A 24,404-nucleotide genomic window follows, 5' to 3' on the forward strand; every position below is an offset into this window, starting at 1 on the left:
TTTAAACTGCTTTTTGCTGAATAATTTCGGTGGCACCCAGCCACTCAATAAACGCGGCATACTCCTCTTCTTGCCTGTCGTCGTCGCAATGAAATCGAGCCAAAGCGCGTCCCTCCGCCCACCGCAGACACAGCCGCGCCATCCCCCGATCCGCCTCGTCGCACGGCAAGCCCTTTTTCCAGGCGCGAAATACCTTTCGCAGTTCCGGCTTGCCCTCGACAATGTCTTGCGATGGCTTGCGTTCCGGTTCTTGCAAAAAGGCAACGTGTCGCGCCCTGGCTCCCTCGTCGTAGTGCGGCTCCGGCACCGGAGCCAGCGCCTCCAGAGTCCTGGCCGCCTCGTGCAGCGCCTCGGCTGCGTACTCTTCACTGCTTTTGGGTAGCGAGGTCAGCTTGCCGTTGCGCCGCTCGGCAGCGGACAACATCTCATCAACCACGTCCCCAACGTTAGCTTTCTTGGCAAGGGCCTTGAGGGCTTTCTTGCCCGCCTGGATGCGCTCTTTCTGCTTCCGCTTGGCGACAACCGCAGTCTTGGCGCGATCCATGCCCGTGCGTTCCGGGTTCTCGGCGACGCAGATAAATTTGCCGTCGCCGTCATATATATAGATGCGGCCCAGGTCGGCGGGGTCGAGACGCGCCTGCACTGGCTGCCCGATATAAGCCTCCAGCTCCACCGCAATAAACCAGCCGCCCTCGATCTGCACGCCGCGCTTCTGTACGGTGCGCGTACCGCCTTCCGCCATCAGCACGTCCAGCAGCCGCTCGTCACTGACCGTGCGAATCGCGCCTTGCGATCCGGTGTAGATCTCGAATGGGGTCTTGCCGCCATGCGCGGTTTTGGCTTCGTGGTGGTACTTATCGCACCAGCGATCCGCAAAGCTTTGCAGTTGCTCGCTGGTCATACCCACTTCCACCACGCCGTCCTTTTGGTAAAGCCTCTCGCTAAAGGATTTTTGGGCGCGGAGTTCCTGGCGATCTGCCACGTTGTGCCCGGTATACCCAGGTAGCAACTCCAGCAAACCGCTCGAAAAAGTCCTAAAAAATCGCTCGACATAGGGCTTTTGCCAGGGACTGAACGGCGCGCACAGATCCCGTTCGATCCGCAAGTCATCCAGCACCCGCGTTATATGGCGGCTGGTATAGTCTTTACCGTTATCGGTCTTTATCGCTTCCGGTACGCCCCACGCCAGGATGGCGCGGCGCAAAAGCGCCAGGATCGCCACGGAGCGCGAGGTCTTCGTCACCAGCAGCATGGCGCGGCGACTAAACACGTCCACTACCGCCACCAGGTGGTAGCGACCGTCTGCGCACATCACGTCGGCAGGCGTGGAGTCGAGCTGCCAGAGTTGATTCAGGCGATCGATCCCTTCGGAATAGCTGCCAAACGCGGCCATATGCTTGCTCTTAAACTTGTCGGGGTTACTCACCGCCGCGAATAGCTGGGCGTTCGTTCGCTTCCAGTCGCGCACCCACCGCGCTACGGTCGATACACTGGGCAGCGCCGAATCAGCAAACCGCGCGTGCATCGCCTCATGGATCTGGACGGCACGGCAGTGCGGGTATTTCGCCACCATGCCCAGCGTGAAATTTCTCAGCTCTTCCTCGGTGTCTATTACTTTGCCAGCCCGTCCCCTATTCTTAGGCTTTAGTCCCTCAAATCCTTCGGTTTCGAGGCGCTTTTGCCAGTTTTTCAGGGTAGAGCGACTCAGTTTAGGCTCCTGCGTCCGTATCCACTGCGGTAGTTCGACTTCGCCGTTATTGTATTTGACGGCGAAATTTTCCTCGCATCTAAGCCTGCTCAAGCCTTCTAGCTTGCAAAAGCCCGTTTGTTCGGCGCGATCGTAAGCCTTCAGGATCTCGTACCGCGCTTCGGCGGTACGGTCTTTTTTGCTGGCTTTGGGATCTGGTGGTTCGATTTCAAATCCGACAACGTTGTCGGATTTGGGAAACTCCGGCGCTACGGCAGGCGGCGTAGCGATCGGAGCTTGCAAACTAACTTCCAACAAGGAGTCATCGCCTGCAAACTTGTCGGGGAAGCGCGCGCGGGCTGCTTCCTCAAATTCTGGTGTCCAGTAGCGATCGGGCAACTGGTACTCTTTGCCGCCGCCGCGTCCAATGCGATCGCGCGATCGCCAGGATTCGCGTATAGCCCTTTCCCGAACCCTGCGATCCGTGGAAGGCAGACCGATCAAACCCGCAAGTTCCAAGGAAGAAAAATATCCCTTCATGCGGCCTCTTCGTTAATCTTGTTCGCCTTTTCCTTTGCGGCGTTTCTCAGGAACTCTGATCGATTTTCGCCAAGAGCCCTCGCAGCCGCGTCAATTAAGTCAAACTCGGCATCCGACAAGCGGACAGGCAGGGTGCGCGTCTTAAGTTTGCTCCGAGTCATGTGCGGTGTATCGTACAGTATACATTCTTTGTACAGTACACCGCACAAACTCGTCAAGTAGGCGGCTATTGAAATTTACTTCAGGTGTACTCTATGCTATACATTAGAAATGTAAGGTGGAATATTGCTATGAACGCTCCAGTTATCACAACCGAAGGGAAGCGGCTCCTGGGCAAACTCCTCAAGGAGTCCAGGGAGGGGCTGGGACTATCCTTGGACAATCTTGTCTTACTGATCGAAAAACAAACGGGAAGAACCTTAAGCAAATCAACAATTAGCGGGCTAGAACGCGGCAACGCTAAGCCAGAGTGGGACACCCTATCTATACTCGCATCAGCCAGGTATATAAAAAAAGAAACGGGATCGCCCTATGCAACCGCCGAACTATTTGAGATAGCCTGCCAATCTCAAGAAGATCGGGCAGCAAACTTTCGCCACGCGATCGGAGCAGCCTAACGTCCGAGATCGTCCGAGTTAACGTCCGAGATCGTCCGAGTTAACGTCCGAGATCGTCCGAGTTAACGTCCGAGATCGTCCGAGATCGTCCGAGTTAACGTCCGAGATCGATCCAGTTAGCGTCCGAGTTAGCGTCCGAGTTAGCGTCCGAGTTAGCGTCCGAGTTAGCGCTACAGAAAGCCAGAACATGGGTAAGCTCAATAGCACAATAGGGAATAGGAAATAAGCACATGGACTTTTTCAACGATCTCGCCAAAAATATTGAATCAGCCGCCAATCAAGCAGGTGAAGCGCTAAACCAGGCAGGCAAACTAATACAAGAAAACGCTAGCGGATTAGGCGAACAAGCAGGCAAGGCGTTGGAAGAAGCCAATAAAGTTGTCTCAGAAAAAGTAGACCCTGCCGCATTGGGTGCAGTTGCAGCAGGTGGCACGGCAGGCGCTGGAATATCTGCCCTTGTTGGCGGCATGGGCTTAGCCATAGGCGGCACAGCCGTTGCAATTGGCATGGCTCCCGTAGCGATTGCGGGTGCAGTAGTTGGTTTAGGCGCATACGGGGTTAGCAAAGCTCTCGCCCCCCAAAATACAGGCGATGCAGACAACACGGACGCACAAGATAGCTAATGCCTAAATCCAAGCCCAATGCCCTACAAAAGCTTGTACGCGGAGCTATTCGCAGCTATCTTGCCCCAAAAAGAAAGAAGAAAAGAGTGGTAGTCGATCGACTCAAGCCTGCACAACCTTCACAGCCCCAGAAAACTACTCGCTCTATCTCCCTAACAACCAGATACCTGATCCTTAAGCGAGACAACCGTCAATGCGTCATTTGCGGCAGGCAGCCTCCAGCCGTGAAGCTAGAAATAGACCACATAATTCCATACTCAAAAGGAGGCAGCAACCATCCCAGCAACCTCCAAACCCTTTGCTTCGACTGCAATCGAGGCAAAGGAGCCAATCCCTAGCAACTCATAGGCCAGTAGCTCGTAGTAGCTCGTAGCTCGTAGGGTGGGCGATCGCCTCACAGTATCTAATCACCTTGCAGATCCCGTACAGATCCCGCAATCAGCTCCATCTCACGCAACTATCACGGCGATCTTTGCCGCACAAAAGCAATCCCCAGCCTTTTTTAGGCCGAGGATATACAATATGTCCTACCAATAAGACAAGGACATATTATGACAGCATTTCCGGCTCACACACCCAACGGCTTTGCCATTAGACCTCGTCCAGGCGACGGGTATTTCGACGGCACCCTGATGTGCAAAGCCAACGGCAAACTAATAGCTGACTACCTGCGCCTAGATTCCACCAAAGCTTACCTAGCAGCGCTTTCCTGTAATATGGGAATTCCCATATCACTTTTGATCGAAACCAGGAAAGGCAACACCAAGAAATACGAGCAGGGTACTTGGGTGCACCCGCAGGTCGCGATCCACCTCGGTCAGTGGTGTAACCCCGAATTTGCGGTTTGGGTAACAAATCTAGTCTTTGACTGGCTCCAAGGTCAGCAGCCACTTTCACGAAAAGCGCTAGCCGACGACCTTGCGGAAGACATTTGCCAGCTTGGAGGGCATCTAGAAAGAGCCCAAGGCACTATCCACGCCCTGAATGAAGCGGTCGACTTTGGCATGTTTAGTGACGTGGCAGACATACTTCAAGCGCGGATCGACAAAGCATACAAGATCGCAAAAGCTATCCTCTCAGCCTAATCCAGTAGCTCGTATGGCGGGTGTCAAATAACCGTCAAATAAAGCATCTCCCGCCCACCAGCACTTTCACCCCATTTCGCGAAGCGTGGGCGTAGGCTCAGTCACATAAAACCGATAACGTTGTCGGTTTATGCAACAATCAAACGACCTCCCAGAGCCACTCAAAAAACCAAACCCGCCCCCAGAGCCAGTTTGATTTTTACATTTAACCCCCCAAAAAAATTCCAAAAATCCGCTTATTGAGAATAGCTTTTTTGCTCGCGATTTACACCGATCCAACAATGGCTGCTTTTTTTTCATTTTTACCGTCGAAGTGGGATCTGCCTCAAAGCCTCTCATCCCAATCAATCCCAGCAAATCCCGGTTGGTACCGCCGATCCAATAATGGTTGCGTGCATACACTCCGACTGCCGCTGCCGATAAGATTTCCACATCGAAGCGATAGCCCAATTGGCAGAGTCCGTGCAAAACTTTGGTAAGTCCTCCTGTGTAGAAAGCGCCTTTGACGTTCTCCCAAATGACAAATCTGGGCTTTGCTTCCTCGATAACTCGGAGCATCTCGAACCAGAGTCCTGAGCGATCGCCTGTAATTCCTGCACGTTTGCCAGCGAGGCTGAGGTCTTGGCAGGGAGATCCACCCGTGATGAGGTCAAATTGGTTTGGCTTGGCATGGAAAGTCCTGATATCTCTGTGGATGGGGATGGTGGGGAAGTTTTTTCGTAAAACATGGCAGCAATAGGGGTTGATTTCGACAAATTGTGCGGTCTCAATGCCGAGCGATTGGGCGGCAAGGCTAACGCCACCGATGCCAGAGAATAAGTCGAGGTATTTCATCTACGCTCCTTCTTAATTGGCATGGATAGTTGCTGGGTGAGGTGAGAAATTGACTGCCCGTAGTTGAGCCGTTTTGCTCTCTGGGCTGCCCATGTATCCCAATATTGTTTGTGCCACAGGTGCATCTGTTCGCAGTGAGCGGCTGTGAGGCGAATATCCCACTGAGCCTGATACTCTTGCTGGGTCATGACCTCACCACCGTGTTTTTGGGTATAGTCCTGCCGTTGGGCATCAGTGGCAAAGTAGGCATTCCTGTACTTTTCCCCGGCTTTGCAGTCGAGGCGCTGGCAGATGAAGGGTTTACCGTTCTTACCACTCACGAGTTGACTCAGATAAGGGTTATCGACTAGTCCTCCGTCACAGCAGCAAAAAAATTTCCACTGAGGGCGGACATCGCGATCGCATCGCGAAGGAGCAGGAATAGCTATCAGTTTTTCACCTTCGTCGAATTCGCCGCTCATAATTACCTCCTTCTCTGATAAGCGACGGCAAACTGGTATCGCTCCTCGTATTCGGGCGAAGTTTGGTCTATGCCGACTGTGAGCAGATGGGTCATGCCCTTAAACGGATCGCTGAGGATCGCTTCCCACTCGGCATATCTGCTGTCTGGCGAGGCAGTTTGCGGATAGAGCCTCTGATACTCAGCTTCCAGGTGTTCAAGGCGCGAGAGTATCCAGGCGATCGGAGCTGCGGGTTGGTTGGGTAGCTTGTCCACCTGCTGCCAGCAGAAGTTTTTAAAGGTGTCATCCAGGGTTGACCAAATGCTGTCGGCGCGGCGAGATTTTTCTTTATTTCTCGGTTCTACAGAGGTTTTATCTGGAGTTTCTGCGTTATTTGAAAAATTTTCAAAATTCTCTCTCTCCACATTTTTTGTTGGCGCAGACAGAGAGAGATCCTTTTTAATTCCTTCTTCGTGGAATTCATTATTTATATGTGTGCGATCGCCCATAAATGGTTCGCCCATTTGTGGTAAACCTGAAAGTGGCTGAAGTGCTTTTTGGGCAAGCGGTAGAGTGAGTTGTTCGACTGGCTCGTGCTGCTGAATTTTTCGACCTTCAGGTAGTGGGTCAATGGGCAAGGGACGTTCGTATACTTCGTAGTCCCAAGATTGAAATTGTCCCGACGGCGATCGCTTAATGACGCGGCGCACGTAACCAAAATTGATTAGCTCGTCGATCGCAGAACGGATAGCGGAGATCCCATCTTTGACACGATCGGCGATCCAGTTCAAGTCAAAATGCCAATCTGGGGGAAAGGTGAGCAAGTAGCTATGCAAGCCGTGGGCGCGGAAGGACAAGCGCTCGTCACGCAAAATGTCATTGTCGATTTGGGTAAAGCGGTTGCTGTGAATGGCATGAACGACGGTCATAAATTACACTCCAGTTCAAAAATTAGTTATTTGGGGTTAGGGATTAGTCAGCGTAGGGATCTCCTTCTGGCAAATCTAAGGGGCGGGTGCCAGCGGCATTGCGATGCTTGAAATTTCGACGGCTGTGCGATCGCTTGCGCTGTTCGCGAGTGATAATTTTGCTGCCAATCGCCATGCGAATCGTCTTGACCAAGCTCTCCAACTGAGGCAGAACCGCCTCGATGTCCTCGTCGGTGACCGTGCGGAAATTGACCTGAGCGCGCCACTGCTCAAGTTTTTTGACAGCGACTGTTACAGGCGCTTCTTTGGGTAACAGGGGAATGCGGAAGATTTTGCAGACTTCCTGAGCGTATTTGGCAACGGGGACGCGATACTTTCCGCCTTTTGTAAACTCTGTCATCAGGCGAGTTGCAACACTAATTGCTCGTTGTCTGAGCGTTGGGTCGAGGGGCAGCAGGGGCTTTGTGCGAAAATCATGCTGTGGCGATAAGCTCATTTCGATGCCTCCAGCTTTCTTTCTAGGGCTTCTGCTTCTTTGCGGAGTTTTTCGACGATATAAAGCTCGGTTAGTCTTTCGACTTCTGGCTTAATCGCGATCGGGATACGAACAACCGTACATTCCGCACTGGTCAATCTTTGCGGTCGTCTCATAAATATACTTACCAGTCATTTGCTAGTAAGTTACATCTTACTTGGCGGTAACTGCCATGTCAATATTGTGTTTGTTATCCTTTACGTACGTGTATGGACTTACCTAGTTGGACTTTGCAGGAGGTATCTAAAGCTGGTAGCCTCAATAAGCTGGCTAAGGCGATTGGCCTTTCCAGGCAAACTTTGATGGACTGGCGCGATGCTAAGGCTAGTTTTCTCACGGATAAGGGTGCCAATGCGATCGCTAGATATTTGGGCTTGAATAAGCCGCCAGAGCAAATCAGAGAAATGTTTGGTATGCCTGCCCATCCATACCTCTCAATTGGGGAAACTACAGTAGATAAGGGTAATGATGATTCAGTTGCGGCTTTACAGGGGCGCGTTGCTAAACTGGAGGAGGACAATCAACTTTTTCGGGAAGAGATTGACGATCTTAGGGAATTAATTGATACTCTGGCGAATGAACTTCATGAAAGAATTAAATCGCGCAAAGTCAAAATTTAAGACGGTTGGGACTTACCTCCGTCTTTGCGATCTGTCGTTGGTGGGGCGATCGCTCGTCATCTCCTGTTCCGATCTTGTAGCAGATAGGCTTAAGTCCAGGTTAGATACTCTTGTCTTGTGCTTCGAGCATGTGGAGAAAATTGCAATTAATGGCTCAGGGAGCATCTCAGTTTTGCAAGGCAAGGTTAAGAGAGCCATTAAGGTAAGCAGAACGGTGTTTGAGGACTTGTGGCACATTATCACGGTTCCATTGAGCGCCAGAGATTTTGATGCGTCTAGCGATTTGCTTAACAGCAGATTCCACTGCGCCAGAACCAATAGAGCAAATCTGCTCGGTTTGGAAATACCAATAATCAGGAATACGATGGCGATGCTTGTGCAGATAAGCAATAAAATTGATGCTCTGAGGACTAGCTAAGTGATTGAGCTCAGCAATAGCTGCAGTCACATTACCCCGCCACAAAAAAGCTTCGACCCCAGTCAAAAGTTGAGCTGTAGCCTCAATTTTATGCAGGTTTTCCACCAAATGGAACCAGTCCAAGATTTCATAGCGACTATCAGGTATAGAGATCTGGGCAATAATATTCCAAATCCCATCATGTCCATCCCCAATACAGGTAACCATATCTGCTAAAGGCTGTCGATTTACCCAGTCTGTTAAGGCAATGTTATCTTGAAATGTGGCAAATATGGCTTGTCCATGCAAGTTCACAGCTTTATAGTCCTTCCACTCACTTGGCTGTCCAAGTGGCGTGCGCAGTCTGATTCTGCCTCCATCGACACTTAATTCCTCGACCGACTCTTCTACCTCTAGGGGGCTAAATTCATGGCGATGCACCAGGCGCTGTTGTGTACTGCGCGATATTTGCACTCCCATCAACATGGCTAAGTCTTTGGCGGCTTGTTCGTAGGATACATTCGCACTCAAGATCAGGCTACATCTTTCCACATACGGGCTCACCTGGCTATAGGGGGCTACTTTGAGCTTCTGCGCTTGCTTTTGCGTGAGGTGGAGCTGTCCGATGCTGCTTTGCACTCGCCTGCGGCGTCCTGCTTCTGTGCCCGTAACTGTGCGGATAAAAAACTCCCTATTTCTGGGCTGACATGTTCGAGGATTTGCTGCCGCACAGCGATTTCGATCCCTTCCAAGCTGGTTAGTTGTTCCGATGGTGTATTCTGATAAAGGATGGCGGCAATAGCTTGAACGTGCGCTTGCATTTCTTTTTCCTGCTCTGGAGTCATGGTTGCTCTCCTTGGGGTTGGTTTCTCGTATTCCTATCTTCTGATTTCTTCCCCCTTTTGGCTACCCATCTATATTAAGCATTATTACTCAGTGCAAAGTTGAGATGCTCCCATGGCTCAGTTGTGTTCGATGTGCCTTTACCAAAGATTCCCAAACTACCTGCCGCGCCAAAATCCTCTGGTGGTCTAAAAGTAGTAGCGATTTTGAAACCAACTAAGGAATTATTGGCGATGAAATTCCCGATAATTAATGTGAAGATATAACACTCGGTGGAAACGATCATGTAGAGAACCTTGCAAGGTAGTTTTTGTCAGAGAACTACCAAACTCAGAAAATTAGCTTTCGCTTGATTCGGGAAGTTCTGCGATCGCAGGCAGAGATGCAGACTGCAAAGCCTGTAGCTTCAAGTCATCCTTGAGCACCAACACGCAGTCATCGAGTAGCTTTGCCTCTAATTCGTGCAGAGGAAAGCGATAGTCGAAATCGAGAACAGCACATTTGTAGGTAGTGCCATCGGGCAGAGAGCCAGACTTCTGCACAAACTTTGCTTCCCAGACAACTTCACGCGGATCGTAACCAGATACGACGATCTCAGCTACGCGATTGCCAAAATTCGATAGAGAGCCTTTTCGACCCGATGCTTGATTCTTGATCTTCGTAGCATAGACAAGGTTGGGTTTCAGCACCGATTCATCCAGCGGTACAAAGTAAATCGTTCCGATCTGAATATTGGCATTCTGAATTTCGGCATTTCTATAGGGATCGTGCTCCATCCCGAACTGGAAAGCCAAAATGTAGAACTCGATGGGATCGTTGCCAAGGGATTTTTCGCCCAACACCCAGGAACCATTTTGAGCGCAGTTCGCTTGGACAAATACGGGTACTTCAGGGATAAAGACCCCTTCAGGCGTAGGAGTTTTTGCAAAGAAAGGATGCCGCTCTAGCTCGGTTTGAGGTTGGACTTTATTCTTGGTTGCCATAGGTTTGTTTCCTTTTCGATGAGTTAAGTTGAGTTAAGTTGAGTTGATTTGTTTTGTGCCTACAGCTTTTAACGTCATCAGTAGGCATTGGACGAGAGAGGAGTTATAGATGCACAGACACAAGCTGTTGCATAAAGGCATCTTGCTTTTGCTTGCGACTGCCATAGCAGAGACTAGAGAATGCAGTCTCAAGACTTCCTCTGACAGGTGAATGCCAGTTGATGTATTCCTTTACGGATTCCAATAGTCCATATGCGGTGCCGTAGGCAGATAGCAGATCGCTGCCCTTGCCATCTCCCAGAAATAGCTTTAGGCAAGTCTGCACAATTCGGGGTTGTGCTTCTAGTGGTTTATTGGGATCGCCAAAGGCTTTGATTAGATGTAGTTCTGCTTCCTGCTTGGTGAGAGCAACATCGGCAAGGCGATTCGATACTTTCTCGTAATCTCTGACAGTTGCAAGAGCATGGGTCAAGATTCCTGCAATGCGAGACGCTACGCTAGCGCGCCCGCGCGTTTCGCTGTTATATTCAGAAACATGGTTGATGACTTGTTGTGATCGCCTCACGGATCTGGTCATACCGTTCGTGCAAACAAGGCGATTGAAATACAGATCGATCTGCAATCCTCTCCCGCACTCGTGCGATTCTGCAATCATCAGGTGTGCCTCCGTAATATCGCCAACTTTCCTTACATCGATTTCGATGGGTAGTTTGCAGAAAGCGAACAGTTCTTTCCCTCCCTTCAGACAGCCGATGCGATCGATCTGCAAGTCATTTTGTGTGCAAAAAGTATGAAAAGTTTCGAGAATCTGGTGATTCTGGAAAGGCTTGCGCCATTTACCATAGACGCTTAGCATTTGTTGCGTGTCGCTGCGATAGGCAGCAAGGTATTCTTCGGTCGAGCAGTCATCAGCGTAGCGAATGGGAGAGAGTTCGACTGTCCAATCAAGTCCAGCCGCTTTGAGCTGGTCGTCAATGGTCATACCCGATGCGATCGGCGTTCCTAGGTCGCGATACCATGTTCTCACTGTCATAATCTTGTTTCCTGAAATATTGAGGTTGAAATGTTCGGATTTGCCAGTCCTTTAACGTTGTTCACTGGCACAGAACGGAAGAATTACCAGTTGCCCTGCGTAATCTCGGAAGCTAGTCTGTGGCGTTCTTCTTGCTCATCAAGCCATAACTCGTATTCTTGCCAGTCTTCTTCAGTAGATTGAGGCTCTGGTAGTGGCAAAGCCTTCGCAAAGTAGCCAGTGTTTCTACCGTCAGACCAATAAGTATCGAAATCAACGATGAGGTAATGGGTTTCGGTGCCATCAAAATCATCCTCATAGCAATACTCGTGATAGGGCAGAATAGGAACGCGATCTCGATTACGGGCTGAGGGAAACTGAGTGCATGGAGAAATGGTTTTCATCGTGATATCCTATTGAGTGAAATGTTTTGAGCCGTCTTGAGTGAGCCTTTTATCGTCTTACTCAGGACGGTTTTGTTATGCCTGGGCAGCGATGTAAGAGCAAAGATCGCTAAAGCCAAGCTGAGCAAGCACAGCGTAGCCATGCTTGCAACATCCCTTACCGAAAAACTGCACTTGATTCTTGTAGTCATTGCACGCGCACTCGATACCTGTAGGTGTGGGAGTAGCGATGTATTGGGAATCTTTTTTGGGATTGCGTACCACATACCCGCCAACCATAGGAGCGCGAATTACTTGCAAGTCCTGAGCCTCAGACCTGCGGCGATCTACGAAGTGCTGTTTGAAAGCCTTGAAAGAAACCAATCTGGGTCGCATACCTTTGACATAAACCCATACGCCAGTCGCCCAAATCTCGAACTTGACAACTGCACTTGCCGCTACGTTAAAAATCCGAGCGATCGCAGAAGCAGAGTAAAGAATGTTTTGAGAAGTAACCATTTGTGAAGTCCTCCGTGTATTTGTTTCTATACATGTAATTATATGCAACTTACTATCAAATTACCAGTAACTAACTATTGTTAATGCTTATAGAAATGGCTTTTAGGATAAGTTGCTTATATGTAACTTACTGGTAACTCGTGGTATACTAGATTGATGAATTAGGAAGAAAAAGCCGATGACTGTAGTTGGAGTAACTGGAACTCGCAAACTAAATGAGAGCGAAACAGCAAAAGCAATGAGAGAAATGCGATCGCTACTCGATAAAGCTACTAAACTGCACGTAGGAGATGCCACAGGAATAGACGCTCTCGCCCACAGATGTGCAAATGCAGCGATGGAAGTAGAACTGCACAAGACCGAGGGTAGAAAGCCCTACCAACTCCAGCAACGTAGCAAGCGCATGGTGGATGCTCTAGCAAAAGAGAATGGAATGCTCCATGCTTTCGTCAATAAGCCCTACCCTGGTGGTGTAACTGTGAACTCGTGGGCGGGGTCTGGAACTTGGGGGACTGTTCGCTATGCGATCGCCAAAGGCGTACCCGTAGAACTGCACTGGTTGATAGAACCTTGCAAGCTGCCAGACTGGATGATAGAAAAGCAGCTAACTCTCATTTAACAGGCAAGATCGGGCTTGACAGCCCTGCTACACTCGCACTCCACATGCTCCACACCACATCACAAAAATCAATCGCGTAGCGTCAGCTTGGTTCGCGGAATGAAGCACACGACAGCCGATGGAGCGCGGCACAAAAGCAGCGCATTTGATATGAATTGGAACAACAATTTTCTGATTTGCTGTCGGAGCGCAGCGGATGTCAGCAAAAATAAACAAATGTGAGCGCACGTAGCAACAACAGGGTAATGACAAAATTGCGAAGTGCGCGAACTCCAAACAGTGCGGAGCGATAGTGAAGCTCAACAAATAAAGGTGACTTCTATGACGCGCTGCTGACTGCTGTGCTAGGCTGACGTATCCTGCGGAATGGAGCGCAGAATAATCGCGGTGAAACCGCGTCCGCTTTTCCCCGTGGGGGACGTAAGGGGACAAGCCCAGCGGCTTTGGAGCGATCTGCTCGGTGCGAATACTTGCAGCACTGAGCTAATAAATAGGTTGAGACGGTGCGATCGCTTTTATTGAGAGGCGATCGCTTGTTACAGAAGCAACAAGCACGGTCGAATCCGATTCTTATTTGGGTGGTAAGCGGGTAGGCGCGGCTTCCGTGACCGATCGCGGTGGGGGGAGTAGATGCGGCGCGGTGGTGGGTGGGTAAGCCGCAAAAGTAATGGGGACTTTGCCCTCCAAGTGTCAGTCTTCGGGGATGGATGTGGATAAGGTTACAAAAAGTTGTTCGACAGGTGTAGTAACCCGTAAACTAATGCCTCAACGCTCGTTCTCAGTTTCCGAAATCGCTTCTATCTCTGAAGCTTTTGCTTCTAGTTCCATCTGTAACTGCTCTACCGTTGGCAAACTACCTTTTAAAGTTTCAGGTAGAACATCTTTGAGTTCGTAGGTTGAAACACCGATGGGCTTATTGATTTCCCGCAGAGCATATTCCACAATGGTTTTCTTTTTCCCTCTGCATAAAATGATCCCAATAGTCGGATTATCATTCTGATGGCGTAGCAGATCGTCAACTACAGAGGTATAAAAGTTCATCTTGCCTGAAAATTCGGGTTTGAAGGACTCCATTTTTAGATCGATGACCACATAGCAACGTAGTTTGACGTGGTAAAACAGCAGATCGATATAGAAGTCGTCGCCTTCAACTTCCAGGTGATACTGATTGCCCATAAACGCGAAACCTACGCCTAGTTCTAACAGGAACTCACGGATATGTTCGGTGAGAGCACGTTCTAGATCCCGTTCCACGGCCTCTCGTCCTAAACTGAGGAAATCGAAGTTGTACGGGTCTTTAAGTAGCTGCTGGGCAAGATCTGATTGAGGTTTGGGCAGCGATCGCGCAAAGTTAGTCGTTGCTTGTCCCTGCCGTTGGTACAGGTTGGTTTCGATGTGATGAATCAGGACATTGCGACTCCAGCCATACTCGATAGTTTGTTGGGTATACCACAAGCGCTCTTGCGGGTCTTTAATATAATCTAGAATACGGACATTATGTCCCCAAGGAATTTGTCCAACAAGCTGTTGGACAATTTGCTCGTCAGGATAAGCTTCAGCAAAAGCCCTCATGTAGAGCAGGTTAGTGCGAGAAAAGCCTTTCATCTCTGGAAACTCGGCTTTCAGGTCTTTTGCCAATTTGTCGATCACCTTTGCGCCCCAGCCCTGCTGTTGCTGACGGCTGAGAATGTCACGTCCGATTTGCCAGTAAAGCAGTACCAATTCTCGATTTACGGCCAGTGCTGCCCGTACTTGTGCCGTGCGGATGCGATTTTTTAGATCGCGCAGAAAGTCTTCATAGTCACCATTAAGCTTCAATAGGTCGGCTGCCATTACTTAAGCAAAATCAATATCCTTAGCTTTATACCAGAAGTTAGGCATAGAATGTTCGGATGCAAAGGTTCTTGCAGCGTCAATCTTTAGAGGATAAGAGCGATCGCCTTGGCGATTGAGATTGCCGTTAATCATGCTTCAAGGCTGTTAAGATTGCTTCGAGTACCTCGATCGTTCTGGCTTGATTTTGGGTGGACTGCTCAAATCCACGCGAGATCGCCTCGAATTGTTGTTGCTGAATTCCCTGTGTTTCGGCGATTCGCTGTTGCGTTTCAGCTAGATTTTCCAGGAGTTCCTCAGAGCGCTGTAACTCTTTGGCTAGCAAAGTATTTGTAAAGTCAGCCAGTAGCTTCTGGTCGCGTTCGTCGCGCAGGAGTTCTGCCTTCATGGATTGTTCTTTGCCTGCGATCGCTAGTTCGATCTCCTTCTGCCGCAATGCCCAGCGTTTATCGAGATAGGAAGGCAACCATTTCCCCAGCGCGATCGCAAAAGATACAACCACGAACCCAATTATTCCAATATCCTGCCAGGCATACGGTGATAGGACTGGGAACTGTGGCTGTTGTGGTTGTGGCTGTGTTTGGATCTGAGCGATCATAACTATTTCTCTTTTTGTAGATCTATCTGGCTGGCTGAATAAAAAGCCTTCCCCAACCGCTTTTGTCGCCTTCTACTAGCCACCTGGCATTGAGCAAGGTTCTGCTGTAGATTGCACCTTTACCGTTGTAGACATCGCTGGTATAGCCATCATTACAGTCCCCATATGGATCGTTGACGACGTAGTCACCGTTCTCAATCCTGCCAACTACGCAGATGATATGTCCACCTGTCGGAGCTTCTAAGGAACCTCTATGTAGGATAGCAATTACAACGGGTAAATTTGCGGCTAAGGATTCATCGAGGTCATCGAAATCAAGATCTGTGTACCATGCAGAATCAATGCCATAGTCTGCCAGGGCTTCAGTCTGAGCAGAGTGGTCAGTGGTATCGCCATGAGTCAGCACAATTTGCAAATACTCATCATCACTTGAGAGATTAGCCCCAAGAAACTTAGCCGCCATCGCACAACTAGAAGAGTTGCAGGTTCGATCTGGCATGGTGTAGTTATCGGTTTGCGGATAGAAAGGCACATCTAACTTGATGGCAGCTTTATCGACTGGGAAAATGCCTTCATAGGCTTTGCGCCCAACAGGTCTTTGGGGTTGCTTATTACTGGAGTTTAGACTAAAAAGTGGTAAAAAGCAGCCAGCCATTGCAGACTGACCGCTTGATGATGGAAGCTGAAAAGACTATAAAATCAACAGCTTCATCATGATTAGTTTGGATAAACTTGAGCAATTTCGCAAGTACACGTACGAAATTATAGGGAACGGGAGAGATGCGCTGTTCGACTTGATGGATGCGGTACTGACGAGTCGGAGTGTTTCATCGTTTGTGGAACTTTCGTTAAGCCCATTATTTCGGAGGGAGTGGTCGAGTATCTATGAAGCACTGCAAGATAGTCATCCTCCACGTGAAGACTTGATGAAGCAATACATACAGCAAATGCCGGCAGCAGAGGTGACGATATTGGCGGGCGACCATACAGCCTGGTCGCGTCCCTATGCGGTGACATTACAAGAACGCACCTACGAACATCAACCTCAACCGGGAGTAGGAAGCAAACCTGTTACGGTGGGGCAAGGATACAGCACAATTGCCTGGATTCCAGAGTCAGAAGGGAGTTTTGCCTTACCGTTGCGGCATGAGCGGATCACCAGTTTCGAGAACCCGATTCAGAAAGCCGCTAGTCAGTTACGCTTGGTTTGTGCGGAAATTCCTGGGACTGTGCTTTTCCTGGGGGATGGCGAGTATGGGTGCGCACCATTTTTGCAGCAAACAGCAGACATCCCGTGTATCAAGCTGCTCAGGCTACGCCCCAACCGGGTTCTGTATCATGCCCCAAAGGATTACGAGGGGCATGGGCGACCCCATAAGCATGGAGAGAAATTTAGCCTCAAAGACTCTGACACTTGGTCTATTCCCCAAGCAGACATCACAATTGCAGAGCCTAAACTGGGACGATTGCAAATTCGTCGATGGCCAAACCTGCACTTAAAGCAAGCCGCAGACCATCCCTTTACACTCATTCTGGTCGAACGTCTTGATATGCCTGAATCGAAACCCCTGTGGTTGATTTGGGTCGCTAAAGACGAGCCAATCTTGAGTGAGGTATGGCAAAAATATCTGCGCAGATTTGCCATTGAGCATTGGTATCGCTTGGTGCGTCAACGTCTCCATTGGACAATCCCTCAGCTTTCTACCCCTGCTCAGATGGAGACTTGGTCGGACTTGATGCCTTTACTTACTTGGCAATTGTGGCTCGCTCGTGAACTTGTCCAAGACTCTCCTCTGCCTTGGCAGAAACCGATGACTAAATTGTCTCCTGGTCGAGTTGCAAATGCTTTTGCTTTAGTTTTGGTCAGGATTGGCTCTCCTTCCCCTGACCCTAAACCTCGCGGTAAGTCTCCAGGTTGGCCTCTTGGGAAAAAACGAACCCAACGGATTCGTTATCCTACTGTCAAAAAACGCTATGCCAAGCCCCTCAAAAAAGCTTCCGCTGCAACTGCTTAGCTCAACTTCTTCCCTTTTATCCTCTCTCTCGCTAGTTTCTATCTAGCGAGATGCTTCTTGTTGCCTTTTAGTCTAAACTCCAGTTATTAAGCAGTCTGACCAGATCGTCAACTGCTAGGTCGGAATTGTTGAGATCGCCTTCGATTTTAGGGATGCGATTAGCAAGATTCTGAGCTGCTTGCCGCCGCCATTTTTGGATTTGGGTTGTCATAAATATTTCCTCAAAACAATCGCAATCAAAAGAAATAGAATCCCAATCGTGCCAATGTCATGCCAGTTATCTGGCGAGAGCGTGGGAAATTGGATTAGAGTCATCGTAATTACCTCCATAATTAATGTGGAAGGCGGAAGAATGAAGAGGGAAGTCCGTATTTCTTCACTCTTCATTCTTCGTTTTTAGTAATCCTCGTCTTCCGCAATCTCGTAATCCTCGTCATCTTCGTCAGTCTCAGGAGCGGTCGAATTACCGATCAAATTAGATGCAACAGAGTCGAGTAGGCTGCGAGCTAACAGGATTCGGTCAGCGATCACCATAGATAGGATCGCCTCTTCGTTTTCAGACAGAAAGTCATCAAGTGTTGTCACGGGCTATCTCCTATGTTTCAACGAGTCTGATGCGGAGGCCAACCACACCTTGAGCGTGCAGCAAAATGACTACCTGCTCGTGGGTGTAGTTTTTGCGATTGACTTTGTAATGCCACGCAGTTGTGGCGATGGTATTGCTGGCGATGTGGTCGTAAATCGACTGCCATCTCTGGGCAAACTCTTGCTCGTCTTCACTCATCAAGTCCTCGACATGCCGCATCTGGAAGACGCGATCTAAGTCGCGCACTTCACCGCTACTGGGCATTCTGTAGGAAAGCCCGCGCGGAGAGATTTCTACGGGGAAGTCGGATTCGGAGGGGTAGAGTAATCCTGAAAAAAGCGATCGCAGCTTTGCCAGGAAATCAGCGTAGGTCATTAGATACCTCCACTACCACCAGGGATTGCCACGTTAAAGTTGCCGACCGTAGTGGATGATAGGAAATTGCCCATCAAGTCCGAAACTTGCGCTTCCAGCAAGTCGATCTGGTATTGACCGTTCGCGGTAAAGTCCCACACGCCACCAGGAGCGCCGACGGCATAGGTGACGATCCGTCCTTTCTTGTCGGCAGTAGCTTTAGTTCTGGTGGCTCTGGCAAGCTGGTTGAAACCGTTGGGGCCAGTCACGCGCACATCGAGTTCGCCAAGTTCGCTATTCTTGCCGCCAATCGTGGAGGCTTTGATGCCCACATCGTCGCTGAACTGGACGGTGAAGTAGTAGGGCTTGTCGCCAGGAGCGATGATATCGGAAATACTACCAGGGGAGACAGTAGGACTGGACTGGTCTAAAGGCACGGCTTCGACGCGCTCTTTAAAGGCTTTATCGATTTTGAAGGAGGCAGACCAGCGAGCGGGAACGTTGAACGGTTCGCCAGTGGCAGGACTTGTACCTGTGCGCGGGGCATTAGGACGCATGGCAAACGTACCGAAGCCTTGCAGCTCCACAGGTTGATTTGAGGTCACCACCGAGATGATTTTTTCGAGCGTGACTTTGAGGAAGCGATCGGCATCGTAGCCACCGATCTGGAGTTCTTGCGCGATCGCATTGGCTAGTTCGAGTTGGTTCATAGATTACCTCGATAAAATATGTCAAACTTAATATGTCAATTATATGTTACTTACATGTGACTTGACATATTTTGAGTCTTTTAATGATTGCAGACCCGATATGGATGGGTAAAGTAATTGCTCTTTATGTATGCGTTATTTCCCAGAAAAAAATTCTGTATAAGTGCAAATCGTCCTCAAAAGACCGCTAAAATCTCAGGCAGTGTCGGGAGAATTCATGCAAAGATCGCCGTTGCAAACCAGAAGTAAAACTTACAAGCCCACTGTCCTCGATCTGTTTTGTGGAGCGGGGGGGATGAGTTTGGGCTTTCAAAATGCTGGTTGTCAAATACTGGGGGGAATTGACATCAATCCTCATGCTATAAGAACTCACCACCGTAATTTTCCTGATAGCATCGTAAAACTTCCTGCATCGGATATTACCAGAATTAAACCCTCAATGCTCCTGCCTGAGGGAAGTATAGATATCTTGATTGGGGCACCACCCTGCCAGGTATTCTCTGTAGTTGGAATTGGTAAAATGAAACACCTTGGCAGAAATCCTGAGGACGATCCTAGAAATTTTCTCTACAAGCGCTTTGTTGATTTCCTACACTATTACAGACCACGTTTCTTTGTCATGGAGAATGTAAATACTCTTGCAAACAAAGCGATCTTTGAGCAAATACGGGAGGATCTTGAGCGGGGACAACGGGGGCAAAGGCGTAGTTATCCTGGCTATGACATCGACTATAGGGTTCTTTTGTCGGCTGATTATGGTGTACCCCAATTAAGGAAGCGATTATTTGTGGTTGGCAGGCGCAAAGATCTGGATCTTGAGTTTGTTTTTCCAACTAGAAAAGTCAAGCAATACGTTTCAGTTGGGCAGGCGATTGGGGATTTGCCAGAGCTAGAACCAGCAGTTATCCCGCTCAAAAAGAAAAACAGTGGTCCTAGACAATGGGACACTGAAAACGAGCAGCCTTATCTCTGCGAACCGCAGAGTCGTTACCAACGCAATATGAGGCAAGGCATTAATGATGGGCAAGGAGTTCTGAATCATATCTGTCGCGCTCACAATGAAGTCGATTTAGAAATCTTCGGTTGGATGGATCAAGGCGAACAATACAGAGATTTGCCTGAAGAAATGAGGCGCTATCGCAACGATATCTTTGAAGACAAATACAAACGACTGCACTGGGATGAACCATCCTGGACGCTGACTGCCCACATGAGAAAGGATGGGCTGGCATACATCCACCCAACCCAGGCCAGGAGTATTTCTGTGCGAGAGGCGGCAAGATTGCACAGCTTCCCCGATCGCTTTGTATTCGATGCCCCCATGACGTTTATGTTTGAGTTAATCGGTAACTCCACTTCATTCTACATACAAAGAAAATCACTCTTAGATTTTAAAAGGTTGAGAGATGGCTAAAGGAAGGCGATGGTCGAAGAATGAGCTAATTATTGCGATGAATTTATATTGCAAGCTTCCTTTTGGTCAGCTTGACCATAGAACACCTATCATTATCGAAATTGCCAAAAAGTTAGGAAGGACTCCCAGTAGTTTAGCAATGAAGCTCTCCAACTTTGCCTCTCTCGATCCTACTCTTCAGGAACGTGGCATCAAGGGACTTCAGGGGGCAAGTCAAGCGGACAGAGAAATTTGGCAAGAGTTTAACGAAAACTGGGAAGAACTTGGAGCTGAAAGTGAGAAGCTTTTTCAAGCCCTGTTTGAGGATACAATACTCGGAATCTCCTTCCCTACTTCTAGCGAACACAAAACAGCAAAACCACAGAAAGTAGTTGGGAAACAGCCAACTGGATCAACTGAAACTGAAGCAACTATGAAGGTGCGTGTTGGACAAGATTTTTTTCGGCAAACTGTGTTGGCAAACTATAATGGTCGTTGCTGCATTACAGGAAATCCAGTACCCGAATTACTGACTGCCAGCCATATACTGCCCTGGAGCAAGTACCCTGAACATCGACTTAATCCTCACAATGGTTTATGTCTCAGCAAAACTCAAGATGCCGCTTTCGACAGAGGGCTGATCGCAGTTGACGAAAACTATCGACTAATTCTCAGCAGCTACCTCCAGAACTTTTTACCAGAACCAAGTCTAGAGCAAAACTTTGTTGCATATTGTGGACAGCAGTTACTCTTACCTGAAAAATTCCAACCTGATTTGGAGTTTCTGAAGCGTCACAGGGATGAAATTTTTCTTGGATAAGTTGATAGATTCTAATAACAGAAAATTTGTGTGCTGAGTTTCGCTCGAACATGACTGATTTTTCCCACATCAATTTTCTCGCGGATCGTCTGCGGGTGGATGCCAACCACCGAGAATCCAGAATTGTCGCGCTTTGAGGATAAAACCATCATTGTGGCGATCATCGTTTAGATCCAAGCGATCGCAGGTTGCACGTCCAACTGCAGTTTTGCCAACGATGCGCTGCCCATCAACTGACCAGATAAAGTGCTCTGGCCACTTTTGCGTGCGAGGATTAAAAAGCTTTACTTCAGAACCCGTTTGCGGATCTTTGCCTGTAGTGAAATTGTAGTGTCTGCTGTTACAGCGAGAGCAGCAGAGACATAAGTTTTCAGATTCATCTGAGCCACCAAGCGATCGCGGCATGATGTGATCTACGGTAAAGCCATCTGGACTCAAATATTCAGGTGAATGGCAATATTCACAAAGATACCTGGCACGTTTTCGGATTAGTTTTCGAGTTTGCTGGGACACCATTTAGCATTTGCAGCAATCTGCGCGTTAATGAGTGTAAAAATACGTTCTAACTCTCCAATCCCTTCTAATTCCGCCTTTTGCTCTTCGGCAAGCATATCATTTTTGTTTTGTTCTAAAAGTTGCTCCAGACGCAGTTGTAACTCTTCTGTAAACTTAAATAGATAAAAATCTCCAAAAGGTTCCAGCCTCAATCCCGAAGGCAAAAGGGAAGAAGGTTGAACCATTGTTTGTGTCAGCATAGACTCTCTCCTTTCAATTAAGGCTCTATGAAGCTTTCGTTTACTGATCGTCCCCTAAACCATTATGACTTAATGCGGGGCTGATAGATTGCTGTGCTTATCCTTGCAAGCGATCGCCATATTGGGGACAGGAAAGTTGCACAACTGAGCGTGTAGATTAACCTGGCAGCCGATGTATATCCTCTAACTCTTTTGCTCCTGCATTGCACGAATTTTTTTGGCAAGGCTGGCAACTGTTTCACCCGCAAACATGCGATCGCGTGTTTTAAGGTAGTCACCATCATCCGAGAACCATAGAGAGATTGGCTCAACCAATTGAGATGGTTCCATAGTTTGCCATAGGATATTCATTGCCTTTCGCATAATTTCTTGTTCAGACTGCATTTTTACATTCATTCTTACATATCAAGCAGGGTGTCCCTATAAACAAAAGTACATCATTGGGTAAAGCTCAAGATTTTCACTTTCCTCATTGTGCTATTGAAGTAAAAACTACCGTCACCCAACAACCCGAACGTCTAACTATTTCCAACGAACAGCAGCTTGATGACAGTGGTATTGAGACACTACTGCTGCTACATTTGGCATTTGACATTCACTCTAACGAGGATGAAACGTTACCCAGTCTTGTCGAAAGCCTGCGATCGCTACTTCAAGATTTTACTGCGGCAAAAATGGCTTTTGAACGTTCGCTTTTTCATGCAGGTTATCTAGATATTCACGCTCCTCTCTATGCATCTACAGGCTACAGGCATCTAAGTAGTAGCTATTTTCGAGTAGCAAGCGGTTTCCCGCGTCTTGTACCGAGCGATCTAGTCACAGGTATTTCACATGTGCGTTATGCAATTTCACTCAATGCCTGCCGACCCTTTGCGATCGCAGAATCTGAAGCACTGAAAATTCTCAATAGTCAAGAGTAAAGGTAAAACTATGAATGAAGATATCGGACTAGAGCAGTTTGCGGAAGATTTGAGGCAAGAGGTTATTGCTAGATCGGATGCTGGAGAAGAGCGTGAGTTTCGTGAAAATGAGTTCACGCGCATTGCGATCGAATATCTCTGTGAAGCAGGTGAGTTGGAGGATGGCGAGGTTTGTTTCTACCAGGCTCGCGGTATGAAGGTCAATGGCTACAATCTTCAGGAAAACGAAGGGAGGCTCGATCTATTTGTATCGATTTTTACTCAGCACATTCCACCTGCAACCGTTCCTAAAGCAGACATCGAAACTGCTCTGAAACGGCTAAAAGGTTTCCTGGAACAGTGCCGCAAAGGTCTGTATAAATCTCTTGAGGAAGCTTCTCCCGCGTTCGATCTAGCACAATCAATCTACAAGTGCAAAGAACTGACCAATATTCGTCTGTTTCTTTTTACCGATGGACTGACCACAATACAGACCCGACAAAGTACGACCATTCATGACAAATTCTACTCTGTCAATATCTGGGACTTACGCAGAATCTATCGCAGCATCAGTTCGGGACGGAAACGCGATGCGATCGAAATAGACTTCACAACCCAGTTTGGCTGTACTATTCCCTGTCTGCCTATTCCAGAATCAAACGCTGACTACAATGCCTGCATGTTAATTATCCCAGGAGAAATTCTCTATAAACTATATGCTGAATATGGGTCTCGCCTGCTAGAGCGCAATGTCCGTTCTTTTCTCCAGGCACGGGGCAAAGTCAACAAGGGAATTCGGCAGACTATACTCAAGGAACCGCAGCGTTTTCTGGCATACAACAACGGCATCTCCGCAACTGCTGAGTCCGTCAAATTCACAAGCGAAGGGCGTGGTATTGAGAAAGTAAGGGATCTTCAAATTGTCAATGGCGGTCAGACAACAGCATCAATTTACCAGGCAGTTCGCAAGGATAAAGCCGATCTGTCACGGGTCTACGTCCAGGCGAAGCTAACTATCGTATCGAGCGATCGCATTGACGAAATTGTGCCGCTTATCTCTCGTTACGCCAACAGTCAAAACAAAGTTAGTGAGGCTGACTTTTCCGCAAACGAACCATTTCATATCCAGGTTGAAGAACTCTCTCGTACAATCTGGGCACCTGCCTTCGATGGTACTCAACGGCAAACACGCTGGTTTTACGAACGAGCGCGAGGACAGTACCTGGAAGAAAAGGGAAGGGAAACTACTGCAGCAAAGAAGAAAGTCTTTGAGGAAACCTACCCAAAGTCTCAGATGTTTACAAAGACCGATCTAGCAAAATTCCAACATACATTTGAGCAAATTCCCCATATAGTCAGCAAGGGAGCACAAAAGAACTTTGCCGAATTTACGGCTCGCCTGGCAGAGAAAAAAAATATACAAGCAGATGAAACCTACTTTAAGCATCTGATCGCTAGGGCGATCCTGTTCAAGGGTACTGAAAAAATCGTTCAGGCGCAGAATTTTGGTGGCTATCGTGCCAATATTGTCACCTACACGCTCGCTTACCTGAGCTATTGTGCTGAGCAGCGCATAGATCTCGATGCAATCTGGAAACAGCAAGCAATCCCACCAGACCTTGGTGAAGCGATCGTAATTGTATCGAAACAAGTTCACCAGTCGATCTTGAGCGCTCCAGATGGTAAGAACATTACAGAATGGTGTAAGCAAGAAACTTGCTGGAAACAAGTTCAGATTCTCGATATCGATTTGCACTCGACGCTTTAGAATCAGA

Annotated in this window: 36 protein-coding genes; 11 read left to right on the top strand and 25 right to left on the bottom strand. The window is 48.4% G+C overall.

The features are described 5' to 3' along the window. Position 1: 1 nt before the first annotated feature. Entirely contained in the window at positions 2-2,227 is a 2,226-nt protein-coding gene (locus PSE6802_RS31155; RefSeq protein ID WP_019500864.1) for a DDE-type integrase/transposase/recombinase, read from the bottom strand. Continuing rightward, complete coding sequence (locus PSE6802_RS35845) at positions 2,224-2,388, bottom strand: type II toxin -antitoxin system TacA 1-like antitoxin (protein ID WP_019500865.1); 165 nt, start codon at positions 2,386-2,388, stop codon at positions 2,224-2,226. Before PSE6802_RS35845 ends, PSE6802_RS31155 begins: the two co-directional genes overlap by 4 nt. A 129-nt stretch (positions 2,389-2,517) precedes the next feature. On the opposite strand from PSE6802_RS35845, the gene PSE6802_RS0114935 reads away from it, so the two are divergent. The 4 genes from PSE6802_RS0114935 (at position 2,518) to PSE6802_RS31165 (ending at position 4,552) form a co-directional block, all read left to right on the top strand. Next, the gene (locus PSE6802_RS0114935) at positions 2,518-2,844 is read left to right on the top strand and encodes a helix-turn-helix domain-containing protein (protein ID WP_019500866.1); all 327 of its coding nucleotides are present in this window, start codon (positions 2,518-2,520) and stop codon (positions 2,842-2,844) included. Positions 2,845-3,074: 230 nt separating this feature from the next. Then, positions 3,075-3,467, top strand: coding sequence for a hypothetical protein (locus tag PSE6802_RS31160; protein WP_019500867.1), 393 nt, complete (start codon positions 3,075-3,077; stop codon positions 3,465-3,467). Continuing rightward, a complete protein-coding gene (locus PSE6802_RS32665) occupies positions 3,467-3,805 on the top strand; it encodes an HNH endonuclease (RefSeq protein ID WP_083901707.1) in 339 nt (112 codons plus the stop codon). The genes PSE6802_RS31160 and PSE6802_RS32665 overlap by 1 nt, the downstream gene beginning before the upstream one ends. A 213-nt stretch (positions 3,806-4,018) precedes the next feature. Further along, positions 4,019-4,552, top strand: a complete 534-nt coding sequence (locus tag PSE6802_RS31165; protein WP_019500869.1) for a KilA-N domain-containing protein — start codon at positions 4,019-4,021, stop codon at positions 4,550-4,552. 66 nt (positions 4,553-4,618) lie between these two features. Here PSE6802_RS31165 and PSE6802_RS34850 read toward each other — a convergent pair whose 3' ends face one another. The 5 genes from PSE6802_RS34850 to PSE6802_RS33485 are packed head-to-tail and all read right to left on the bottom strand — an operon-like array spanning position 4,619 to position 7,406. Continuing rightward, positions 4,619-5,386: a DNA cytosine methyltransferase gene (locus tag PSE6802_RS34850; protein ID WP_019500870.1), complete on the bottom strand. Its 768-nt coding sequence runs from the start codon at positions 5,384-5,386 to the stop codon at positions 4,619-4,621. Then, positions 5,383-5,847, bottom strand: a complete 465-nt coding sequence (locus PSE6802_RS0114960; RefSeq protein ID WP_019500871.1) for a hypothetical protein — start codon at positions 5,845-5,847, stop codon at positions 5,383-5,385. The genes PSE6802_RS34850 and PSE6802_RS0114960 overlap by 4 nt, the downstream gene beginning before the upstream one ends. Positions 5,848-5,849: 2 nt before the next feature. Next, positions 5,850-6,755 carry a hypothetical protein gene (locus tag PSE6802_RS31170; protein WP_019500872.1) on the bottom strand — a complete coding sequence of 302 codons (906 nt, stop codon included), beginning with the start codon at positions 6,753-6,755 and terminating at the stop codon, positions 5,850-5,852. 43 nt (positions 6,756-6,798) lie between these two features. After that, positions 6,799-7,251 carry a hypothetical protein gene (locus PSE6802_RS0114970; protein ID WP_019500873.1) on the bottom strand — a complete coding sequence of 151 codons (453 nt, stop codon included), beginning with the start codon at positions 7,249-7,251 and terminating at the stop codon, positions 6,799-6,801. Next, a complete protein-coding gene (locus tag PSE6802_RS33485; protein ID WP_019500874.1) occupies positions 7,248-7,406 on the bottom strand; it encodes a hypothetical protein in 159 nt (52 codons plus the stop codon). The genes PSE6802_RS0114970 and PSE6802_RS33485 overlap by 4 nt, the downstream gene beginning before the upstream one ends. 93 nt (positions 7,407-7,499) lie before the next feature. Between PSE6802_RS33485 and PSE6802_RS0114980 the strand changes: the two genes are divergently transcribed. Further along, the gene (locus tag PSE6802_RS0114980) at positions 7,500-7,910 is read left to right on the top strand and encodes a sigma-70 family RNA polymerase sigma factor (protein ID WP_019500875.1); all 411 of its coding nucleotides are present in this window, start codon (positions 7,500-7,502) and stop codon (positions 7,908-7,910) included. 12 nt (positions 7,911-7,922) lie between these two features. Here the strand turns inward: PSE6802_RS0114980 and PSE6802_RS33490 are convergent, their stop codons facing one another. The 7 genes from PSE6802_RS33490 to PSE6802_RS0115015 all read right to left on the bottom strand — a co-directional run bounded on the left by PSE6802_RS33490 (position 7,923) and on the right by PSE6802_RS0115015 (position 12,047). Then, positions 7,923-8,075: a hypothetical protein gene (locus PSE6802_RS33490; protein WP_156815538.1), complete on the bottom strand. Its 153-nt coding sequence runs from the start codon at positions 8,073-8,075 to the stop codon at positions 7,923-7,925. Between the two features lies 1 nt (position 8,076). Continuing rightward, a protein-coding gene (locus PSE6802_RS0114985; protein WP_156815358.1) for an ISKra4 family transposase occupies positions 8,077-9,152 on the bottom strand; the annotation gives its coding sequence in 2 pieces (ribosomal slippage) (positions 8,077-8,994 and positions 8,997-9,152; 1,074 coding nt in all). Positions 9,153-9,226: 74 nt separating this feature from the next. Beyond that, entirely contained in the window at positions 9,227-9,436 is a 210-nt protein-coding gene (locus PSE6802_RS0114995) for a hypothetical protein (protein ID WP_019500876.1), read from the bottom strand. Positions 9,437-9,488: 52 nt separating this feature from the next. Further along, positions 9,489-10,133: a hypothetical protein gene (locus tag PSE6802_RS0115000; RefSeq protein WP_019500877.1), complete on the bottom strand. Its 645-nt coding sequence runs from the start codon at positions 10,131-10,133 to the stop codon at positions 9,489-9,491. Positions 10,134-10,236: 103 nt separating this feature from the next. Continuing rightward, positions 10,237-11,166, bottom strand: a complete 930-nt coding sequence (locus tag PSE6802_RS0115005) for a DUF932 domain-containing protein (protein ID WP_019500878.1) — start codon at positions 11,164-11,166, stop codon at positions 10,237-10,239. A gap of 83 nt (positions 11,167-11,249) precedes the next feature. After that, positions 11,250-11,549, bottom strand: a complete 300-nt coding sequence (locus tag PSE6802_RS0115010) for a hypothetical protein (RefSeq protein ID WP_019500879.1) — start codon at positions 11,547-11,549, stop codon at positions 11,250-11,252. Positions 11,550-11,624: 75 nt separating this feature from the next. After that, positions 11,625-12,047: a hypothetical protein gene (locus tag PSE6802_RS0115015; protein WP_019500880.1), complete on the bottom strand. Its 423-nt coding sequence runs from the start codon at positions 12,045-12,047 to the stop codon at positions 11,625-11,627. A 178-nt stretch (positions 12,048-12,225) separates the two neighbouring features. On the opposite strand from PSE6802_RS0115015, the gene PSE6802_RS0115020 reads away from it, so the two are divergent. Then, positions 12,226-12,666, top strand: a complete 441-nt coding sequence (locus tag PSE6802_RS0115020) for a hypothetical protein (RefSeq protein WP_019500881.1) — start codon at positions 12,226-12,228, stop codon at positions 12,664-12,666. Between the two features lie 765 nt (positions 12,667-13,431). Here the strand turns inward: PSE6802_RS0115020 and PSE6802_RS0115025 are convergent. From PSE6802_RS0115025 to PSE6802_RS29105, 4 genes are read right to left on the bottom strand one after another with little or no spacing between them, the layout of a single operon-like run. Beyond that, positions 13,432-14,499 (bottom strand): PDDEXK nuclease domain-containing protein, encoded by a 1,068-nt coding sequence (locus PSE6802_RS0115025; protein WP_019500882.1) that lies wholly within the window; start codon positions 14,497-14,499, stop codon positions 13,432-13,434. A 3-nt stretch (positions 14,500-14,502) separates the two neighbouring features. Beyond that, positions 14,503-14,634: a hypothetical protein gene (locus tag PSE6802_RS35375; protein ID WP_019500883.1), complete on the bottom strand. Its 132-nt coding sequence runs from the start codon at positions 14,632-14,634 to the stop codon at positions 14,503-14,505. Then, positions 14,627-15,097: a hypothetical protein gene (locus tag PSE6802_RS0115035; protein ID WP_019500884.1), complete on the bottom strand. Its 471-nt coding sequence runs from the start codon at positions 15,095-15,097 to the stop codon at positions 14,627-14,629. Before PSE6802_RS0115035 ends, PSE6802_RS35375 begins: the two co-directional genes overlap by 8 nt. Before the next feature lie 22 nt (positions 15,098-15,119). Beyond that, a complete protein-coding gene (locus PSE6802_RS29105; RefSeq protein WP_019500885.1) occupies positions 15,120-15,752 on the bottom strand; it encodes a C39 family peptidase in 633 nt (210 codons plus the stop codon). 58 nt (positions 15,753-15,810) lie between these two features. On the opposite strand from PSE6802_RS29105, the gene PSE6802_RS0115045 reads away from it, so the two are divergent. After that, the gene (locus PSE6802_RS0115045; RefSeq protein ID WP_019498766.1) at positions 15,811-17,112 is read left to right on the top strand and encodes an NF041680 family putative transposase; all 1,302 of its coding nucleotides are present in this window, start codon (positions 15,811-15,813) and stop codon (positions 17,110-17,112) included. A gap of 67 nt (positions 17,113-17,179) precedes the next feature. Here PSE6802_RS0115045 and PSE6802_RS33495 read toward each other — a convergent pair whose 3' ends face one another. The 4 genes from PSE6802_RS33495 to PSE6802_RS31175 form a co-directional block, all read right to left on the bottom strand. After that, positions 17,180-17,323: a hypothetical protein gene (locus PSE6802_RS33495; protein WP_019500886.1), complete on the bottom strand. Its 144-nt coding sequence runs from the start codon at positions 17,321-17,323 to the stop codon at positions 17,180-17,182. A 185-nt stretch (positions 17,324-17,508) separates the two neighbouring features. Then, positions 17,509-17,697, bottom strand: a complete 189-nt coding sequence (locus PSE6802_RS0115060; protein ID WP_019500888.1) for a hypothetical protein — start codon at positions 17,695-17,697, stop codon at positions 17,509-17,511. 10 nt (positions 17,698-17,707) lie between these two features. Next, on the bottom strand, positions 17,708-18,073 hold the full coding sequence (locus PSE6802_RS0115065; protein WP_019500889.1) for a hypothetical protein: 366 nt from the start codon (positions 18,071-18,073) through the stop codon (positions 17,708-17,710). Next, positions 18,073-18,762 carry an HU family DNA-binding protein gene (locus tag PSE6802_RS31175; protein ID WP_019500890.1) on the bottom strand — a complete coding sequence of 230 codons (690 nt, stop codon included), beginning with the start codon at positions 18,760-18,762 and terminating at the stop codon, positions 18,073-18,075. The genes PSE6802_RS0115065 and PSE6802_RS31175 overlap by 1 nt, the downstream gene beginning before the upstream one ends. A 217-nt stretch (positions 18,763-18,979) precedes the next feature. Here PSE6802_RS31175 and PSE6802_RS0115075 point away from each other — a divergent pair, with 217 nt between their 5' ends. Both PSE6802_RS0115075 and PSE6802_RS0115080 read left to right on the top strand, forming a co-directional pair. Beyond that, positions 18,980-20,176 carry a DNA cytosine methyltransferase gene (locus PSE6802_RS0115075; RefSeq protein WP_156815539.1) on the top strand — a complete coding sequence of 399 codons (1,197 nt, stop codon included), beginning with the start codon at positions 18,980-18,982 and terminating at the stop codon, positions 20,174-20,176. After that, on the top strand, positions 20,169-20,975 hold the full coding sequence (locus PSE6802_RS0115080; protein ID WP_026103320.1) for an HNH endonuclease: 807 nt from the start codon (positions 20,169-20,171) through the stop codon (positions 20,973-20,975). The genes PSE6802_RS0115075 and PSE6802_RS0115080 overlap by 8 nt, the downstream gene beginning before the upstream one ends. 69 nt (positions 20,976-21,044) lie before the next feature. On the opposite strand, the gene PSE6802_RS0115085 is transcribed toward PSE6802_RS0115080, so the two are convergent. The 3 genes from PSE6802_RS0115085 to PSE6802_RS0115095 all read right to left on the bottom strand — a co-directional run bounded on the left by PSE6802_RS0115085 (position 21,045) and on the right by PSE6802_RS0115095 (position 22,114). Further along, on the bottom strand, positions 21,045-21,491 hold the full coding sequence (locus PSE6802_RS0115085; protein ID WP_026103321.1) for an HNH endonuclease: 447 nt from the start codon (positions 21,489-21,491) through the stop codon (positions 21,045-21,047). After that, a complete protein-coding gene (locus PSE6802_RS0115090) occupies positions 21,464-21,730 on the bottom strand; it encodes a hypothetical protein (protein WP_019500894.1) in 267 nt (88 codons plus the stop codon). The genes PSE6802_RS0115085 and PSE6802_RS0115090 overlap by 28 nt, the downstream gene beginning before the upstream one ends. Positions 21,731-21,913: 183 nt before the next feature. Then, a complete protein-coding gene (locus PSE6802_RS0115095; RefSeq protein WP_026103322.1) occupies positions 21,914-22,114 on the bottom strand; it encodes a hypothetical protein in 201 nt (66 codons plus the stop codon). A 56-nt stretch (positions 22,115-22,170) separates the two neighbouring features. On the opposite strand from PSE6802_RS0115095, the gene PSE6802_RS29115 reads away from it, so the two are divergent. After that, a complete protein-coding gene (locus tag PSE6802_RS29115) occupies positions 22,171-22,650 on the top strand; it encodes a PD-(D/E)XK motif protein (RefSeq protein ID WP_019500896.1) in 480 nt (159 codons plus the stop codon). Positions 22,651-22,660: 10 nt separating this feature from the next. Next, on the top strand, positions 22,661-24,397 hold the full coding sequence (locus tag PSE6802_RS0115105) for an AIPR family protein (RefSeq protein WP_019500897.1): 1,737 nt from the start codon (positions 22,661-22,663) through the stop codon (positions 24,395-24,397). Positions 24,398-24,404 lie beyond the last annotated feature (7 nt).

This window comes from Pseudanabaena sp. PCC 6802 (assembly GCF_000332175.1).
GTDB lineage: Bacteria > Cyanobacteriota > Cyanobacteriia > Pseudanabaenales > Pseudanabaenaceae > PCC-6802.

Bases quoted from the DNA above. Each gene is read 5' to 3' on its own strand.
- PSE6802_RS31155 (WP_019500864.1), bottom strand. From the start codon at position 2,227: ATGAAGGGATATTTTTCTTCCTTGGAACTTGCGGGTTTGATCGGTCTG.
- PSE6802_RS35845 (WP_019500865.1), bottom strand. From the start codon at position 2,388: ATGACTCGGAGCAAACTTAAGACGCGCACCCTGCCTGTCCGCTTGTCG.
- PSE6802_RS0114935 (WP_019500866.1), top strand. From the start codon at position 2,518: ATGAACGCTCCAGTTATCACAACCGAAGGGAAGCGGCTCCTGGGCAAA.
- PSE6802_RS31160 (WP_019500867.1), top strand. From the start codon at position 3,075: ATGGACTTTTTCAACGATCTCGCCAAAAATATTGAATCAGCCGCCAAT.
- PSE6802_RS32665 (WP_083901707.1), top strand. From the start codon at position 3,467: ATGCCTAAATCCAAGCCCAATGCCCTACAAAAGCTTGTACGCGGAGCT.
- PSE6802_RS31165 (WP_019500869.1), top strand. From the start codon at position 4,019: ATGACAGCATTTCCGGCTCACACACCCAACGGCTTTGCCATTAGACCT.
- PSE6802_RS34850 (WP_019500870.1), bottom strand. From the start codon at position 5,386: ATGAAATACCTCGACTTATTCTCTGGCATCGGTGGCGTTAGCCTTGCC.
- PSE6802_RS0114960 (WP_019500871.1), bottom strand. From the start codon at position 5,847: ATGAGCGGCGAATTCGACGAAGGTGAAAAACTGATAGCTATTCCTGCT.
- PSE6802_RS31170 (WP_019500872.1), bottom strand. From the start codon at position 6,755: ATGACCGTCGTTCATGCCATTCACAGCAACCGCTTTACCCAAATCGAC.
- PSE6802_RS0114970 (WP_019500873.1), bottom strand. From the start codon at position 7,251: ATGAGCTTATCGCCACAGCATGATTTTCGCACAAAGCCCCTGCTGCCC.
- PSE6802_RS33485 (WP_019500874.1), bottom strand. From the start codon at position 7,406: ATGAGACGACCGCAAAGATTGACCAGTGCGGAATGTACGGTTGTTCGT.
- PSE6802_RS0114980 (WP_019500875.1), top strand. From the start codon at position 7,500: ATGGACTTACCTAGTTGGACTTTGCAGGAGGTATCTAAAGCTGGTAGC.
- PSE6802_RS33490 (WP_156815538.1), bottom strand. From the start codon at position 8,075: ATGCTCCCTGAGCCATTAATTGCAATTTTCTCCACATGCTCGAAGCAC.
- PSE6802_RS0114995 (WP_019500876.1), bottom strand. From the start codon at position 9,436: ATGATCGTTTCCACCGAGTGTTATATCTTCACATTAATTATCGGGAAT.
- PSE6802_RS0115000 (WP_019500877.1), bottom strand. From the start codon at position 10,133: ATGGCAACCAAGAATAAAGTCCAACCTCAAACCGAGCTAGAGCGGCAT.
- PSE6802_RS0115005 (WP_019500878.1), bottom strand. From the start codon at position 11,166: ATGACAGTGAGAACATGGTATCGCGACCTAGGAACGCCGATCGCATCG.
- PSE6802_RS0115010 (WP_019500879.1), bottom strand. From the start codon at position 11,549: ATGAAAACCATTTCTCCATGCACTCAGTTTCCCTCAGCCCGTAATCGA.
- PSE6802_RS0115015 (WP_019500880.1), bottom strand. From the start codon at position 12,047: ATGGTTACTTCTCAAAACATTCTTTACTCTGCTTCTGCGATCGCTCGG.
- PSE6802_RS0115020 (WP_019500881.1), top strand. From the start codon at position 12,226: ATGACTGTAGTTGGAGTAACTGGAACTCGCAAACTAAATGAGAGCGAA.
- PSE6802_RS0115025 (WP_019500882.1), bottom strand. From the start codon at position 14,499: ATGGCAGCCGACCTATTGAAGCTTAATGGTGACTATGAAGACTTTCTG.
- PSE6802_RS35375 (WP_019500883.1), bottom strand. From the start codon at position 14,634: ATGATTAACGGCAATCTCAATCGCCAAGGCGATCGCTCTTATCCTCTA.
- PSE6802_RS0115035 (WP_019500884.1), bottom strand. From the start codon at position 15,097: ATGATCGCTCAGATCCAAACACAGCCACAACCACAACAGCCACAGTTC.
- PSE6802_RS29105 (WP_019500885.1), bottom strand. From the start codon at position 15,752: ATGGCTGGCTGCTTTTTACCACTTTTTAGTCTAAACTCCAGTAATAAG.
- PSE6802_RS0115045 (WP_019498766.1), top strand. From the start codon at position 15,811: ATGATTAGTTTGGATAAACTTGAGCAATTTCGCAAGTACACGTACGAA.
- PSE6802_RS33495 (WP_019500886.1), bottom strand. From the start codon at position 17,323: ATGACAACCCAAATCCAAAAATGGCGGCGGCAAGCAGCTCAGAATCTT.
- PSE6802_RS0115065 (WP_019500889.1), bottom strand. From the start codon at position 18,073: ATGACCTACGCTGATTTCCTGGCAAAGCTGCGATCGCTTTTTTCAGGA.
- PSE6802_RS31175 (WP_019500890.1), bottom strand. From the start codon at position 18,762: ATGAACCAACTCGAACTAGCCAATGCGATCGCGCAAGAACTCCAGATC.
- PSE6802_RS0115075 (WP_156815539.1), top strand. From the start codon at position 18,980: ATGCAAAGATCGCCGTTGCAAACCAGAAGTAAAACTTACAAGCCCACT.
- PSE6802_RS0115080 (WP_026103320.1), top strand. From the start codon at position 20,169: ATGGCTAAAGGAAGGCGATGGTCGAAGAATGAGCTAATTATTGCGATG.
- PSE6802_RS0115085 (WP_026103321.1), bottom strand. From the start codon at position 21,491: ATGGTGTCCCAGCAAACTCGAAAACTAATCCGAAAACGTGCCAGGTAT.
- PSE6802_RS0115090 (WP_019500894.1), bottom strand. From the start codon at position 21,730: ATGCTGACACAAACAATGGTTCAACCTTCTTCCCTTTTGCCTTCGGGA.
- PSE6802_RS0115095 (WP_026103322.1), bottom strand. From the start codon at position 22,114: ATGCAGTCTGAACAAGAAATTATGCGAAAGGCAATGAATATCCTATGG.
- PSE6802_RS0115105 (WP_019500897.1), top strand. From the start codon at position 22,661: ATGAATGAAGATATCGGACTAGAGCAGTTTGCGGAAGATTTGAGGCAA.